The sequence below is a fragment of the Roseateles sp. 22389 genome, from assembly GCF_052044995.1.
GTDB lineage: Bacteria > Pseudomonadota > Gammaproteobacteria > Burkholderiales > Burkholderiaceae_C > Roseateles.
This window is the reverse complement of sequence record NZ_JBQEOF010000003.1, coordinates 292,254-307,772: the sequence shown is the minus strand read 5'-3', so window position 1 is coordinate 307,772 and position 15,519 is coordinate 292,254. Positions and strand designations below refer to the sequence as shown.

At 68.9% G+C, this 15,519-nt stretch carries 12 protein-coding genes; 7 read left to right on the top strand and 5 right to left on the bottom strand.

Translation table 11 applies throughout. The features are described from left to right. Positions 1-12 precede the first annotated feature (12 nt). Positions 13-207 (top strand): heavy-metal-associated domain-containing protein, encoded by a 195-nt coding sequence (locus ACTJKJ_RS06325; protein ID WP_440819924.1) that lies wholly within the window; start codon positions 13-15, stop codon positions 205-207. 15 nt (positions 208-222) lie between these two features. Here ACTJKJ_RS06325 and ACTJKJ_RS06320 read toward each other — a convergent pair whose 3' ends face one another. After that, a complete protein-coding gene (locus tag ACTJKJ_RS06320; protein WP_440819923.1) occupies positions 223-2,382 on the bottom strand; it encodes a molybdopterin cofactor-binding domain-containing protein in 2,160 nt (719 codons plus the stop codon). Positions 2,383-2,384: 2 nt separating this feature from the next. Beyond that, positions 2,385-2,855, bottom strand: a complete 471-nt coding sequence (locus ACTJKJ_RS06315) for a (2Fe-2S)-binding protein (protein ID WP_217648365.1) — start codon at positions 2,853-2,855, stop codon at positions 2,385-2,387. 506 nt (positions 2,856-3,361) lie between these two features. Here ACTJKJ_RS06315 and ACTJKJ_RS06310 point away from each other — a divergent pair. Continuing rightward, the gene (locus ACTJKJ_RS06310) at positions 3,362-6,115 is read left to right on the top strand and encodes a TonB-dependent receptor plug domain-containing protein (protein ID WP_440819922.1); all 2,754 of its coding nucleotides are present in this window, start codon (positions 3,362-3,364) and stop codon (positions 6,113-6,115) included. Between the two features lie 443 nt (positions 6,116-6,558). Further along, complete coding sequence (locus ACTJKJ_RS06305) at positions 6,559-9,315, top strand: TonB-dependent receptor (RefSeq protein WP_440819921.1); 2,757 nt, start codon at positions 6,559-6,561, stop codon at positions 9,313-9,315. Positions 9,316-9,465: 150 nt separating this feature from the next. On the opposite strand, the gene ACTJKJ_RS06300 is transcribed toward ACTJKJ_RS06305, so the two are convergent. From ACTJKJ_RS06300 to ACTJKJ_RS06290, 3 genes are all read right to left on the bottom strand, one after another. Then, positions 9,466-9,771, bottom strand: a complete 306-nt coding sequence (locus tag ACTJKJ_RS06300) for a type II toxin-antitoxin system RelE/ParE family toxin (RefSeq protein WP_440819920.1) — start codon at positions 9,769-9,771, stop codon at positions 9,466-9,468. Next, positions 9,752-10,018, bottom strand: a complete 267-nt coding sequence (locus tag ACTJKJ_RS06295) for an antitoxin PaaA2 family protein (RefSeq protein ID WP_440819919.1) — start codon at positions 10,016-10,018, stop codon at positions 9,752-9,754. Before ACTJKJ_RS06295 ends, ACTJKJ_RS06300 begins: the two co-directional genes overlap by 20 nt. A gap of 137 nt (positions 10,019-10,155) precedes the next feature. Continuing rightward, the gene (locus tag ACTJKJ_RS06290) at positions 10,156-10,896 is read right to left on the bottom strand and encodes a TetR/AcrR family transcriptional regulator (protein ID WP_343606241.1); all 741 of its coding nucleotides are present in this window, start codon (positions 10,894-10,896) and stop codon (positions 10,156-10,158) included. Positions 10,897-11,166: 270 nt separating this feature from the next. Between ACTJKJ_RS06290 and ACTJKJ_RS06285 the strand changes: the two genes are divergently transcribed. From ACTJKJ_RS06285 to ACTJKJ_RS06270, 4 genes are read left to right on the top strand one after another with little or no spacing between them, the layout of a single operon-like run. After that, positions 11,167-12,774, top strand: coding sequence for a carboxyl transferase domain-containing protein (locus ACTJKJ_RS06285; RefSeq protein ID WP_440819918.1), 1,608 nt, complete (start codon positions 11,167-11,169; stop codon positions 12,772-12,774). 34 nt (positions 12,775-12,808) lie between these two features. Continuing rightward, positions 12,809-13,363 carry a GNAT family N-acetyltransferase gene (locus ACTJKJ_RS06280; protein WP_440819917.1) on the top strand — a complete coding sequence of 185 codons (555 nt, stop codon included), beginning with the start codon at positions 12,809-12,811 and terminating at the stop codon, positions 13,361-13,363. After that, on the top strand, positions 13,360-14,649 hold the full coding sequence (locus ACTJKJ_RS06275; RefSeq protein WP_440819916.1) for an alpha/beta hydrolase family protein: 1,290 nt from the start codon (positions 13,360-13,362) through the stop codon (positions 14,647-14,649). The genes ACTJKJ_RS06280 and ACTJKJ_RS06275 overlap by 4 nt, the downstream gene beginning before the upstream one ends. Before the next feature lie 55 nt (positions 14,650-14,704). Continuing rightward, positions 14,705-15,517, top strand: a complete 813-nt coding sequence (locus ACTJKJ_RS06270; RefSeq protein ID WP_440819915.1) for an enoyl-CoA hydratase/isomerase family protein — start codon at positions 14,705-14,707, stop codon at positions 15,515-15,517. Positions 15,518-15,519: the final 2 nt, after the last annotated feature.

Below are 15,519 nucleotides of genomic sequence, written 5' to 3'. Positions count from 1 at the left end.
CAGGAGTTCCCCATGCATGAATTCAAGCTGCCCGACATGAGCTGCGGCCACTGCCTCGCCGCCGTGACCGAGGCCGTCAAGGAGGCCGACGCCAGGGCCGAGGTCGATGTCGACCTGCCGCAGAAGACGGTGCGGGTGGAAAGCGGCCTGAGCCGCGAGCAACTGGCCGGCGTGCTCAGCGAGGCCGGCTACCCGCCGGCCTCCTGAGTCCGCCGCGGGCGCTCAGGCCCGCTTCAGCGCCTCGCCGTCGAATGGCAGCTGGCGCAGCCGCTTGCCGGTGGCCGCGAAGATCGCGTTGGCCACCGCCGGCGCGATCGGCGGCGTGCCCGGCTCGCCGATGCCGCCCGGCGCCTCGCTGCTCTGCACGATGTGCACGTCCACCTTGGGCATCTCGTTCAGGCGCAGCACCGGGTAGTCGTGGAAGTTGCTCTGCTCGACCTTCCCGTCCTTGAAGGTGATGCGGCCATACAGCGCCGCGGACAGGCCGTAGACCACGGCGCCCTCGATCTGGCGGGCGATGGTCTGCGGATTGACGGTCTGGCCGCAGTCCACCGCCGCGGTCACGCGATGCACCTTGATCGCACCGTCCTTGCCGACGGACACCTCGGCCACCTCCGCCACCCAGGTGCCGAAGCTTTCGGCCACCGCGATGCCGCGGTGCCGGCCCTTGGGCAATGGGCGGCTCCAGCCGGCCTTCTCCGCCGCGAGCAGCAGCACGCCGCGCGCGCGGGGATGCTTCTCCAGCAGCGCCAGGCGGTACTTCAGCGGATCGGCCTTGGCCGCGTGCGCGAGTTCATCGATGAAGCTCTCGATGAAGAACGCGTTCTGCGAATGCCCCACCGAGCGCCAGAACCACACCTGCGGGCCCGGCTCGGCGCGGCCATAGGCGACGCGCTGATGCGGGATCTCGTAGGGATGGTCCGCCAGGCCCTCGACGGCCATCGCGTCGACGCCGTTGTCGGGGATCTTCATGAAGCCGGAGGCGGCCATGATGGAGGGACTCGCGACCTCGGCCCGCAGCATCAGCGGCTGGCCCTTGTCGTCGAGTCCGGCCTCGAAGCGCACGCGCGAAGTCGGGCGGTAGTAGCCCGCGGCCATGTCGTCCTCGCGGGTGTAGACCAGCTTCACCGGGCTGCCGCTGAGCTTGGACAGCAGCGTGGCGTCGATGGTGAAGTCCGGCGCGAAGCGGCGTCCGAAGCCGCCACCCAGCAGCAGCGTGTTGACCTTGACCTTGGCCGGCGTGACCTGCGCGACCTGCGACAGGATGCCCTGCGCCGGTCCCTGGCTCTGCGTGCCGGCCCAGATCGTGACCTCGTCGCCGCGCACCCAGGCCAGGCAGTTCAGCGGTTCCATGCAGGCGTGCGCGAGGTAGGGCACGTCGTACTGCGCGGTCAGGCTGCGCGCCGAATTGGCGCTGCCATCCTTGACGTTGCCGGTCTCGCGCGCGATCGCGCTGGGGTTCTGCAGGGCTTCGTCCAGCGTCGCCGAGACCTTGTCGGTGGACAGGTCCGCGTGCGCGCCCAGATCCCACTCGATGCCGAGCGCGTCGCGCCCCTGCTTCGCGGCCCAGTAGCCATCCGCCAGTACCGCCACGCCGGACGGGATCGCGATGACCTTGCGCACGCCCTTGATCGCCTTGGCCTTGCCCTCGTCGAAGGCCTTGGGCTTGGCGCCGGTGATCGGCGCGCGCGCCATCACCGCGACCAGCATGCCTTCGACGTGCGCGTCGATGCCGAACTTGGCGGTGCCGTTGATCTTGGCCGCGCTGTCCAGGCGGCGCGTGGGCTTGCCCATGATGCGGAAGTCCTTGCGGTCCTTCAGCACCGGCTTCTCGGGCACGGCCTGTTTCGCGGCGGCCTCGACCAGCGAGCCGTAGCTGAGCTGGCGGCCGTTCGGGCCGATGACCTGGCCGCGCTCGGTGCGCAGCGACGCGGCATCCACGCCCCACTGCTGCGCCGCGGCGGCGACCAGCATCTGGCGCGCTGCCGCGCCGGCCTGGCGCACCGGCGTCCAGTGGGCGCGCACCGTCGTGCTGCCGCCGGTGGCCTGCATGCCGAACATCGGGTTGTTGTAGGCGGCGCTGGCCGGCGCCTGCTCGACCGAGACCAGCGCCCAGTCGGCGTCCAGTTCCTCGGCCACCATCATCGGGATGGCGGTCAGCACGCCCTGGCCCATCTCGGCCGAGCCGCAGACCACGGTGACCTTGCCGTCCGGCGTGATGCGCAGCCAGGCGTTGGGCGCGAAGGTGTTGCTGGCGGGCGCCGAGGCGGCCTGCGCCAGCGCGGCGCGCGTCGTCGCCAGCGGCAGCGCGAAGGACAGGGTCAGCGCCGCGCCGGTCTTGAGCAGCCCGCGGCGGCTCGGGGATTCCACGGTGATGCCCATGATCAGCCTCCCTTCGCCAGCGTGGCCGAGGCGTCGTGGATCGCCGCCCGGATCTGGTTGTAGGTGCCGCAGCGACAGACATTGCCGCTCATCGCGCCATCGATGTCCGCGTCGGTGGGCTTCTTCTTGCCGGCCAGCAGCGCGCAGGCGCTCATGATCTGGCCGCTCTGGCAATAGCCGCACTGCGGCACGTCGATCTTGAGCCAGGCCTTCTGCACCGCCCGGCCGGTGGGCGTGGCGGCCACGCCCTCGATCGTCGTGATCTTCTTGCCGGCCGCGGCCTCCAGCGGCGTCTGGCAGGCGCGCACCGGCTGGCCGTCCAGGTGGACGGTGCAGGCGCCGCACAGCGCCATGCCGCAACCGAACTTGGTGCCGGTCAGCTGCAGGTCCTCGCGCAGCGCCCACAGCAGCGGCATCTGCGGATCGGCATCGAGCGTCACCGCCTTGCCGTTCACGGTCATCGAAATGGACATGGGGGTTCCTCCTGGGGACGCCTGGGGCGGATCCACCGCGCCCGGTCCTTCCCGAAGGGGCCGGGTCTTGCGGCGGGGGTGCGCAAGGGTAGCGCTTTCGCCTCGAAGCCGTGCGGGGACAGGTCTTGATGCCGCCTTCGAGGGTCAACCCGGCAGGGTTCACCCGCACGAGAGGGCGATGGGCGCACCCGAATGGTGCCGCTCAAAGGCGGGAGGGTTTTCCCGTGCTTTGGGTGAGGTAACGGACCGTCCCCCATCCAAGTCAGCCCACTTTTGTAGCACTCGCGCGAGAAGCGCCCGGTTTTGCGAATAACGGACGGCGCGGCGTGAAGGTTTGTTGCTGATTTGCAATGGATGACGAGGGACAGGGGGGAGGCCCCTCCCCAGAATCCGCCCCCTCGCGCCCATCGGGTGATCCCCCGGGCGCGATCCGGTCCTGCTCGCGGGCACCGGTCTCCTCGGCCGATGCGACCCATCCGGCCTTTCATCAATTCGCAAGTGGAAGTATGAGAAAGAACAACCAGCTCTCCCTGTCCCTGAGCGCCGCCGCGGCGCTGCTGTGCTGCGCCCAGATCGCGCAAGCCCAGGCACAGGACACGACCCAGCTCCAGCGCGTCGAGGTGACCGGCTCCAACATCAAGCGCCTGGCGTCCGAAACCGCCTCGCCGGTGCAGGTCTACAACCGCGAGGAGATCCGTCGCACCGGCGCCAACACCGTGCGCCAGGTGCTGGACACGCTGACCTCGACCTCGAGCACCGAGATCCGCGACGACGGCAACACCTCCAGCTTCGCCTCCGGCGCCTCGGGCGTGTCGATGCGCGGCCTGGGCAAGGGCGCCACGCTGGTGCTGCTGAACGGCCGCCGCGTCGCCAACTTCGGCCTGGCCGACGGCGCCAAGGACACCTTCGTCAACGTCGACTCGATCCCGGCCGATGCCGTCGAGCGCGTGGAAGTGCTGAAGGACGGCGCTTCCGCCATCTACGGCTCGGACGCGATGGCCGGCGTGATCAACATCATCACGCGCCGCAGCTACAACGGCGTCGGCGCGTCCGCCAGCTACACCTTCAACGAGAACCCCAGCCTGGGCGCGCAGCGCCAGGCCAGCATCGTGGCCGGCTTCGGCGACCTCGAGAAGGACCGCTTCAACGTCTTCGCCAACATCGAGGCCTATCGCCGCGAGGGCTACACCGTGGCCGACGTCAAGGACGACTACCCCGCGTGGCACAAGTCCTTCTACCTGGCGTCCTTCGGCGACCCCAGCCTGAACTCCTACCCCGGCAACCTGCGCGTGGGCACCAACCGCGTGCCGGTGGCGGGCTGCACGACGCTGAATTCGGCCGGCCAGTGCGTGACCGACATCAACGGCCTGAATGCGGTCTCCGACCCGGCCAGGCGCGTGAACCTGTTCAGCGCCGCCCGCGCGAAGGTCACCGAGGACATCCAGGCCTTCGCCGAGCTGAGCTACTCCAAGACGACCACCGAGTACCTGACGGTGCCGATGGCCATCGGCGCCGGCGCCACCTCGCGCTGGTACGACGGCTACAACAAGGTGGCCCAGTCGGTGCCGCACCCGGTGCTGTCGGCCACCAACCCGGCCAACCCGACCGGCCAGCCGCGTGGCATCGACTACCGGTTCATGGATGACCCCAGCCTGTTCAACTACGACGGCACCGGCAAGCAGTACCGCGTGCTGACCGGTCTGCAAGGCACCTTCCGCGACATGGACTGGGAAGTCTCGGTCGGCCGCAACGCCGCCGAGGCGGAGAAGCTGGCCCGCTGGGGCTCGCGCGACCTGTTCGCGGCCGTCGAATCCGGCGAGTACAAGATCGGCGGCGGCAACAGCCGCGAGCTGCTCGAGCGCCTGTTCCCGGTCAACGGCTCCAAGGGCAAGAACCACCAGACCTGGGTGGATGCCAAGCTGAGCGGCGAGCTGATGCAGCTGCCGGGCGGTCCGCTGGCCTTCGCGCTGGGCGCTGAACACCGCCAGGAAGGCGTGTCGATCAAGTCGACCGACAACGTCCTGAAGGCGCAGATCGTGGGCCGCGGCTCGGTGCTGATCGACGGCGAGCGCAACCTCGACGCCGCCTTCCTGGAGCTGAACGCCCCGGTGTGGAAGGGCCTGGAGCTCAATGGCGCGCTGCGCTTCGACAAGGCCAGCGGCTTCGACGGCCGCGTGTCGCCGAAGCTGGGCGTGCGCTACGAGGTGTCGCCGCAGCTGCTGCTGCGCGGCACGGTGGCTGGCGGCTTCCGCGCGCCCAACATCCCCGAGACGCTGGGCCAGGTCGGCGTGACCGGCTTCTTCAACAACACGGTGGACCCGGCGCGCTGCGCGACCGCCACGGCCGTCAGCGACATCCTCAAGAAGGGCACGGCGGCCGACCAGGCCGACGCCGCGCTGGCCCTGGCCAGCGGCTGCCGCGCCTCGGTGCCGGCGATGATCTCGGCCAATCCCAACCTGAAGCCGGAAACGTCGAAGAGCATCACCCTGGGCTTCGTGTTCGAGCCGACCCGCAATGCGTCGATCGCCGTCGACTACTTCAAGATCGAGCGCAAGAACGAGATCAACTCGCGTGATCCGGACTACGTGCTGGAGCGCGAAGGCAAGCCCGGCTACGAGACCATGATCAGCCGCGCCACGCTGACCGCGCAGGAGCAGGCCTGGGTGGACCGCGCCAACCAGCTGTCGGGCGGTTCGCTGGCCTGGCAGGCCGGCCAGATCACCTCGCTGCTGCTGCAGTACGAGAACTTCGGCAAGACCGAGACCTCGGGCGTGGACATCGACGTCAAGGGCCGCGTGGCGGCGGGTTCGTTCGGCACGCTGAACCTGGGCGTGGCGGCGACCTACGCGCTGACCTACAAGGCGTGGGACATCGACGCGAACAAGTGGCGTCCCAACCAGGTCGGCATGTATGAGAACCCGCGCCTGAAGGCGGTGTTCTCGGCCTACTGGAACAAGGGCGACTGGACCACCGGACTGCGCTTCAACTACACGTCCCGCACCGCGCTGAACCGCGACGAGACCGACCTGGCCAGCTGGGGCGAGTCCGCGTGCCAGGCCCGCCTGAAGCCGGGCGCGCTGCCCTGCTACATCGACGAGGACCTGCGCACCGACTTCAGCCTGGGCTACACCGGCATCAAGAGCCTGCGCCTGTCGCTGAACATCAACAACCTGATGGGCGACGAGCGTCCGGTGAACCTGCGCGATGGCTACCGCGTCCGTCCGCGGAGCTACAAGATCGGCGCGTCCTACGACTTCTGATCAGAGCGCCCCGCGCGTTCTGGAAGGCCGCCGCCCGCGGCCTTCCACCCCTCGCGAAGCCCGGCTTGTCCGGGCTTTTTTTCGTCCTTCGCGGGAGCGGCTCCATGACCTTTGGCATGGGTGATCCACATGGCTTCTGGCATTGGGACTGCCTCGTCATGGTTATTCACCCCACATATCCGTAGTAGTCCCGCCTCTATTTAAGGGGGTTTCTGAGGATAGGGTTCCCCCGCGCTTGACGCGTTCATCACGGGTTTCTTCTTATAGGTCTGTCGCATCTTTGCTGCGTGCTGTAGCAAATGTTTTTGTTGGTGAACCACACGTTTGCGTCACTGAAAAAATCGCGTTGCGCACCGCACCGGAGTTATCGATTCCGTGGCGCGCTGCGACGTCGGGAAGCAGCGCCATCACCGGGTGCGACCCCTTTTCAAAAGAGGACCGTAATGTCTCGTCAACTGACCCACAGGGCGCTGGCACTGACCAGCATCGCGATTGCCAGCACGCTGGCCTGCGGCGTGGCCGTCGCGCAAGAGTCCAAGCAACTGGAGCGCGTCGAAGTCACCGGCTCCAACATCAAGCGCATCGACGCCGAAACGGTGTCGCCGGTGCAGATCATTTCGCGGGACCAGATCGAGCGGACCGGCCAGCCGACCGTGGCGGACGTGCTGCGCAACCTGCCGTCCAACACCGGCAGCCTGGGCGAAAGCTTCAGCAACAGCTTCGCCCCGGGCGCAGCTGGCTTCTCGCTGCGCGGTCTCGGCCAGAAGACGACGCTGGTGCTGCTGAACGGCCGCCGCGTCGCCGGCTATGGCTTCGCACAGAACCTGCAGGACACCTTCGTCGACCTGAACTCGATCCCCTCCGCGGCGGTCCAGCGCATCGACATCCTGAAGGACGGTGCCTCGGCCATCTACGGCTCCGACGCGATCGCCGGCGTGGTCAACATCATCCTGCGCAAGGACTACCAGGGCTTCGACATCTCGGCCTCCGGTGGCTTCTTCGAAGGCAAGAACGACTATCGCGTGACCGCCGCCGGCGGATTTGGCGACCTGGGAAGCGATGGCTACAACATCTTTGCCACGCTCGACTACTACAAGCGCGACCTGCTGCTGCAGAAGGACGTGGAGTTCACCGAGTCGCGCGACTTCCGCAAGTACGCCGGCGGCCGCAACTACCAGTCCCTGACTGGTGGCGGCACCTGGCGCGAAGTGGCGGCCAACGGCACGCTGACCAACAACTACCGCGCCATCAGCGACTGCAAGGGAACGGTCATCAACGGCCAGCAAGCCCTGGCGGCCGGCCTGATCAACCCGAACACCGCGGCCAACATCGCGATGACCGCGGCGTCCAACACGTACTGCATGCGTGACTTCAAGGACGAGTTCACCGCGCTGCCCGGCACCGAGCGCATCGGCCTGCTGACCCGCGGCACGAAGGTCTTCTCGCCCAATGCCACCGGCTACTTCGAACTGGGGCTGAGCCGTTCGGACACCACGCAGACCTTCCAGTCCGCGTCGTTCGTCAGCACCGGCCTGACCACGGTCGCCGGCCAGCTGCAGCCGTTCAGCTACACCGCCAATTTCGCCCCCGGCGTGGCGGGCAACCCCTTCTCCAATCGCGCCCGCTATGTCGGCGTGCTCAATGACATGGGCACCCGCGACAACGAGATCCGCTCGGACTCGCTGCGCGCGGTGGCTGGCGTCAGCTACACCATCGGCAGCTGGGATTTCGACAGTGCGGTCGGCTACTCCAGCACCGACACCACCTCGAAGAACCTGAACCGCCTGACCCTGGCCGGAACCTCCGCCGCCTTCGGCATTCCGACCAGCGCGCAGCCGCCGGTGCCGCTGTCCAGCGCATCGAGCTACAACCTCGACAAGTGGACGACCAACAGCCAGGCGGTCCGTGACAGCATGCGCGGCAACTTCGACCGCAAGTCCAAGTCGGAGATGACCTTCGTCGACACGAAGGCCAACACCACGGTCGGTCAGATGGCCGGTGGCGACATCGGCTTGGCGATCGGCGCCGAGTTCCGTGAAGAGAAGCTGAAGGACACGCCCGCGGAGATCGCCGCCAGCGGCGGCATCATCGGCCAGGGCATCACCGCCACCAACGGTCGTCGCGACAACATCTCGCTGTTCTCCGAGATCTCGATGCCCTTCACCAAGAAGCTGGAGGTGCAGGCCGCGATCCGCTACGACAAGTACAGCGACTACGGCACGTCGACCACGCCCAAGCTGGGCGCGAAGTTCCAGGCCCTGGACAGCCTGCTGTTCCGCGCCAACTGGGGCAAGGGCTTCCGTGCGCCGACGTTGCCGGAGATCTCGCCGTCGGCTGCCTCGTTCTTCCAGTCCGTGATCGACCCGCAGGACGGCGTGACCCGCCAGATCTCCGGCGTGTTCGCGGGCAACCCCAATCTGAAGGCGGAGAAGTCCACGAGCACGACCATCGGTTTCGTGTTCGAGCCGACCAAGAACTTCAACTTCGGCGTGGATTTCTACAAGATCAACTGGCGCAACGTGGTGGCATCGCGGAACTTCCAGGACATCCTGGATGAGTCCTGCCCGAACGGCGGCACCGGCGCGGATCCGACGCAGCCGAACTGCCCGTCGACGCCCACGATCATTCGCGACGGCAATCCGCAGACCAACCAGATCATCACGATCCTGTCGAACTACGAGAACCTGTCTTCGCGCAAGACCAGTGGCGTGGACATCGACGGCACGCTGCGCGTTCCGACCAGCCTGGGCAAGTTCACGTTCCGCGGCAACCTGATCTACGTCAGCTCCTTCAAGGAAGACGGCGTGCAGGTGGTGGGCACGAACGGCGGTGCGAACACGATCCCGCGCATCCGCGCCGGTTTCTCGACCGACTTCGACTACGGCCCCTGGTCGGTCACCGCCGGCCTGAACTACACGCACCATGTGCGTCAGGAACTGCTGGCCGCGAGCTACTTCACGCCGCAGGATCCGCGCTTCCAGACCGGTGTGTTCCCGACCCGTGTCCGCTCGAACACCACGATGGACCTGTTCGGCCGCTACGCCATCACGAAGCAGCTGACGGCCAGCGTGTCGGTCCTGAACGTGTTCAACCGCATGCCTCCGCATGACCCGGGCTTCAGCAGCACCTCGCTGTACGACTTCAGCCTGTACGACACCCGTGGCCGCCAGTTCCGCGCCACGCTGAGCTACTCGCTGTGATCTGAGCGTTTCGCAGGGACGCCGGCGGCCTCGCCCGCCGGCCCCTGGCCTCCAACCACAAGGGCCTTCGGGCCCCTTCTATTTTGGTGATCGCGCTCGACGTCGCTCAGCGTCGGCGGCACGCCGCCGGCAACGGTCTTGTGAGAGCTCTCAGGAGGTCGGCTGCGGCAGATGCGGCCAATTGCGTCGTGCATGAACGACGTCCACGACCTGCACGGCGTCCGGCGTGATGCGATAAGGCACGACATAGTTCGCGGTCACCACGATCTCGCGCAGGCCCTCGACCCGCGCCGAGGCGCGGTACAGGTTGGGGAAATCCGTCACGAGCTTGAGACGCTTGCAGATCTCGCCGAACAGCTCCTTGGCCGCGTCGAGGTTGTGCTCGCCAATGTGCTCCAGGATCACGCGCATGCTCTCCACGGCCTGGATGCGCCAATCAAGCTGCCTTGCTGACATGGCGCACCTCCAACTCGGAAAGGAACTGCGAAGTCGCCGCCACCAGTTCCGCATGAGAGATCGGGGGGCGAGGGTCCTCGAGGGAGCGGCGAATGCGCTCCCGGTACCACTCGTCCCACGCCTCCTGATCGAACTGGTCCTCATCGAGGTCGGGGCGGGGCCCACCTGGCGAGGTCGGTGGGCGCTGGGCGGGCGCAGGATGAGCGGCGGCAAGCGCATCTGCGGCGAGGCGGGGCTGGTCATTCACGATGTTTCACTCCAGGAATCGACTCGAAAGTCGGAGCAGCCATCGTGGCCGAATCGAGTTGCTCGCGCCATGACTCGAACTGCTGCGCGTCTGACCCTCTCGAGTCTTGCGCTGGGTCGCTGACTGGCCGTCAAGCCTCAGCCCTCGCCCTCGTCCCCCGCCTCGGCGAGCGCCTGCGCCACGCGCGCCTTCATGCGCCGCAGCGCCTTGAGCTCCTGGTCCGGCGCCTGCAGCGCCGGCCACAGCAGCGAGACCAGGTCGCGCGCCGCGGCGTCCACCTGGATCTGCCGGCCCGCGATGATCACCTCCCACAGCATGTGCTCCATCGGCCCGAAGACCAGCGAGCGCAGCAGCCGCAGCGGAATGTCCTGCCGCACCTCGCCCTGCGCCTGGCCGCGCGCCAGCAGGTCCATCAGCGGCGCCGTGTAGCGACGCTGCAGGTCCACGAAGGCCGCGCCGAAGTCCTGGCCTTCGCCGCGCGTCACCGGCGCCTCGCGCTTGCGGCCTTCCGACAGCACCAGTTCGCACAGCCCCGTGCCCTGGATCAGGAACAACCGCAGGTGCGTGTGCACGACGAATTCCAGCTGGTCCCGGATCGGCCGGCCTCGCGGCAGCCCCGACTCGATCGCGTCGATGATCTCGTCGTACCAGTCGCCGATCACCCGCATGCACAGCTCGCGCTTGCCGCGGAAGTAGGTGAAGACCGTCGCCTCGGAGATCCCCAGCCGCTGCGCGATCTCCGTCGTCGTCGCGCGCTCGTAGCCGCGTTCGGCGAACACCACCCGGCTCTCGCGCAGGATGTCCCGCACCCGTTGCTCGGCCTTGGCGCCCACCGGCGAGCGGCGCCGGGCCGGCAGCGCGGCGGCCGACGCCGGCATGGCGCCGGCATCGGGGCGGAGGGGGGCGGAGGCGCTCATGAGGGGCGGATTCTCCCGATTTATTGAGTTCGGCTCAAGTGGGCGGTTTCCGCAGCCGGACATCTGGCGGCGCCTTGAGTTTCTCGCGTATGCTTCGCGCCTTGCGCCGGCCCGGCGATCCCGGGTGGCGGCGCCCCACCAGCGCTCGCTCCACAGAATTGAGCGCGGCTCATATGAGCGTTTCAGCGGCCATGCCGGCCGTTGAGCGCAGATGCCCGGAGACCCCTCACCATGCCCCAGCTGTCCACCAAGCTCAACGCCCGCTCGGCCGACTTCAAGGCCAACGCGGACGCGATGCGCGGTTTGATCGACGACCTCAACGCCCGCCTGGCCCGCATCGCCGAAGGCGGGGGCGAGGCCGCGCGGGCCAAGCACGTCGGGCGCGGCAAGCTGCTGCCGCGCGACCGCGTCGAGATGCTGCTGGATCCGGGCACGCCCTTCCTGGAATTGGCCCCGCTCGCGGGCCTGGACATGTATGACAACGCCGCGCCGGGCGGCGGCGTGATCGCGGGCATCGGCCGCGTCTCGGGCGTCGAGTGCGTGATCGTCTGCAACGACGCCACCGTCAAGGGCGGCACCTACTACCCGATCACCGTCAAGAAGCACCTGCGCGCGCAGGAGATCGCGGACCAGAACCGCCTCCCGTGCATCTACCTGGTCGACAGCGGCGGCGCCAACCTGCCCAACCAGGACGAGGTCTTCCCGGACCGCGACCACTTCGGCCGCATCTTCTTCAACCAGGCCAACCTCTCGGCCAAGGGCATCCCGCAGATCGCCGTGGTGATGGGCTCCTGCACCGCCGGCGGCGCCTACGTGCCGGCGATGAGCGACGAGACCGTCATCGTCAGGAACCAGGGCACGATCTTCCTGGGCGGCCCGCCGCTGGTGAAGGCAGCCACCGGCGAGGTGGTCAGCGCCGAGGACCTGGGCGGCGGCGATGTCCACACGCGCCTGTCCGGCGTGGCCGATCACCTGGCCGAGAACGACACCCACGCGCTGGCGATCGCGCGCCAGTCGGTGGCCCGCCTCAACTGGCGCAAGCGGGGCGAGCTGCTGACCCAGCCGCCCAAGCCGCCCGCCTACGACCCGGCCGAACTGCACGGCGTGATCCCGACCGACACCCGCAAGCCCTTCGACGTGCGCGAGGTCATCGCCCGCATCGTCGATGGCAGCGAGTTCGACGAATTCAAGGCCCGCTACGGCAACACGCTGGTCTGCGGCTTCGCCTACATCGAGGGCATGCCCGTGGGCATCGTGGCCAACAACGGCATCCTTTTCGCCGAGAGCGCCAACAAGGGCGCCCACTTCATCGAGCTGTGCTGCCAGCGCAAGATCCCGCTGGTGTTCCTGCAGAACATCACCGGCTTCATGGTCGGCCGCAAGTACGAGAACGAGGGCATCGCCCGCGCCGGCGCCAAGATGGTGACGGCCGTGGCCTGCGCGCAGGTGCCCAAGTTCACCGTGATCATCGGCGGCAGCTTCGGCGCCGGGAACTACGGCATGTGCGGCCGCGCCTATTCGCCGCGCTTCCTCTGGATGTGGCCCAACGCCCGCATTTCGGTGATGGGCGGCGAGCAGGCCGCGTCGGTGCTGGCCACCGTCAAGCGCGACGGCATCGAGGCCAAGGGCGGCCAGTGGTCCGCCGACGAGGAAGAGGCGTTCAAGGCGCCGATCCGCCAGCAGTACGAGGACCAGGGTCATCCGTACTACGCCAGCGCCCGCCTGTGGGACGACGGCGTGATCGATCCGGCCGACACCCGCCGCGTGCTGGCGCTGGGCCTGTCCGCCGCGCTGAACGCCGAGATCCCCGAGACGAAGTTCGGCGTGTTCCGGATGTAAGGTCCGGCCTCCGACCGCTGCCCACGCTCCGACGATGACCGCCATCACCCTGCGACCGCTTGCCGCCACCGATTCGATCGAGGCGCTGACCGCGCTGCTGCACGCCTCCTATGCGTCGCTGGCGGCGCAGGGCTGGAACTTCACGGCGGTGAACCAGAGCGTGCAGACCACCCGCGAGCGGGTCGAGGCCGGCCAGGCCTTCGTGGCGCTGAGCGCTTCGGGCGAGCTCGTGGGCACGGTGACCATCGCGCCGCCGAAGCGGCCCGATGGGCGCTACCTCGGCGACCCGGTGCCGGACTGCTACACGCAGCCCGACACGGCGATCCTGGCGCAGCTGGCGGTGCATCCGGCGTGCCGCGGCCAGGGCGTGGCCGAGCGGTTGATGGACATCGCCGAGGACTGGGCGCACGCGCAGGGCTATGCGCACGTCGCGCTCGATACGGCCGTGCCCGCCGAAGCCCTGCGCCGCCGCTACGAGCGCCGCGGCTACGCGCGGATCGGCGACGTGCAGTGGGCTGGCAAGACCTACCGCAGCGTGCTGATGCGCAAGGCGCTCGGCCCCACGGCGTCGACGGAGGCCCACCCATGAGCGTCAAGCACCGCACGATCATTGATGGCGCCGGCACCGGCACGGGATGGGGCACGTCGCGTTTCGCCGTGCTGGGCTTGGCGGCCTTGCTCGGAGGCGGACTCGTTCTCGGCGTGCCGTCCGCCGCGCGCGCGCAGGACGCGACCACCGGCGACCTGCCGCCCGCGGCCTCCGCGACCGGCTCGCCGCCCCGACTGGCCAACGACATCCGCGAAGCGGTGATCCGCGTGCCGGTCTCGGTCGAGAACCACCAGGGCCGCCGCATCGACGCCGAGCTGATCGTGACGACCTTCCGCCCGGCCGGTCCCGGGCCGTTCCCGCTGGCGGTGCTGAATCATGGCCGGCCGGTCTCCGAGCAGGACCGGGCGGCGATGAAGCGCCAGCGCCTGGAAGGCGCCGCGCGCTTCTTCGTGCGCAAGGGATTCGCCGTGGCCGTGCCCACGCGCATCGGCTACGGCGAGCTGGCGGGCGCCGGCGATCCCGAATCCAGCGTCCGCTGCGACGCGCCGCGCTATGAGGCCGCCGCCGCCGCCGCGGCTGCGCAGGTGGCCGCGGTGGTGCGCCACATGCAATCGGCCGCCGACATCGACGCCAGCCGCGTCGTGCTGGCCGGCCAATCGCTGGGCGGCTTCGCCACGATGGCCGCGACCGGCGAACGGCTGCCCGGTGTCGTCGCGGCGATCGACTTCGCCGGAGGTCATGGCGGCAACCCCGACACCCACACCGGCGAGCCCTGCCGGCCCGACGAGCTTGCCCGCCGCTTCGCCGACTTCGGCCGGCGCGCCGCGCAAGGCGGCCACCCGGTGCCGACGCTGTGGGTCTTCACCGAGAACGACCGCTTCATCGCACCCCGCTACCAGGAGCGCTGGTCCGCGGCCTACCGCGACGCCGGTGGGCTGGCGCAGACGCGGCTCATGCCCGCCTTCGGCGAGGACGGTCACCAGCTCTTCGCCAAGGGCAACGACGTCTGGCAACCGGTCGTCGACGAATTCCTCAAGCCGCTCGGCTTCCCCATCCCTGGCGCGCTGCGGGTGGCCGGCGTCGGCAGCGGCGCGGTGGAGGACACGGCCGCGTTGCCGGCCGACGGCCGCATCGTCAACGGTTATCGCAAGTTCCTGGCGGCCAGGGAGCCGCGCGCCTTCGCCACCAACGGCAGCCACTGGGGCCTGGCCGTCGGCGACGACGCCGCATCGCGCGCGCTCGCGCTGTGCGACCAGTTCACCGATGGCGAGGAGCGCTGCCGCCTCTACGCCATCAACCGGACCATCGTCTGGAGCGCCCCGTGAGCCCCGGCCCGTGCGCCACCGACATCGCCATCGTCCCTCCGCATCGATCATCGCCATGACCTCGACCGACCCGAACCCGACCACGCTGCGCGTCGAGCGCTCCGGCCCGCAAGGCGCCGTCGCGCGCGTCACGCTGAACCGACCGGATGTGCGCAACGCCTTCAACGACACCGTCATCGGCGAGCTGACCGCGGTGTTCGAGGCCCTGGGCGCCGATCCGTCGCTGCGCGCGATCGTGCTGGCCGCCGAGGGCAAGGCCTTCTGCGCCGGCGCCGATCTGAACTGGATGAAGGCGATGGCCAGCTACAGCTGGGACGAGAACCACGCCGACGCCGGCCGCCTCGCCCACATGCTGTGGACGCTCTACCGCTGCCCGGTGCCGGTCATTGCGCGCGTGCAGGGCGATGTCTACGCCGGCGGCGTCGGGCTGGTGTCGGTCTGCGACATCGTCGTCGCGTCCGAAGCTGCCGGTTTCTGCCTGTCCGAAGCCAAGCTCGGCCTGCTGCCCGCCACCATCGGTCCCTACGTGGTGCGCGCGCTGGGCGAGCAGGCCTCGCGTCGCTACTTCGTCACCGCCGAGCGCTTCTCCGCCGCCGAGGCCCATCGCCTGGGCCTGGTGCATGAACTGGCCGCCGACGCCGAGGCGCTCGATGCGAAGGTCGACGCGCTGGTCGCGTCGCTGCTGGCCAACGGCCCGGCCGCGGTGCGCGCCTGCAAGCGCCTGGTGCAGGACGTGGCCCACGCGCCCATCACCGAGACGCTGCGCGACGACACCGCGCGCCGCATCGCCGACATCCGCGCCAGCGCCGAAGGGCGCGAGGGCGTGCAGAGTTTCCTGTCCAAGGGCAAGCCGTCATGGCTGGCCTGACG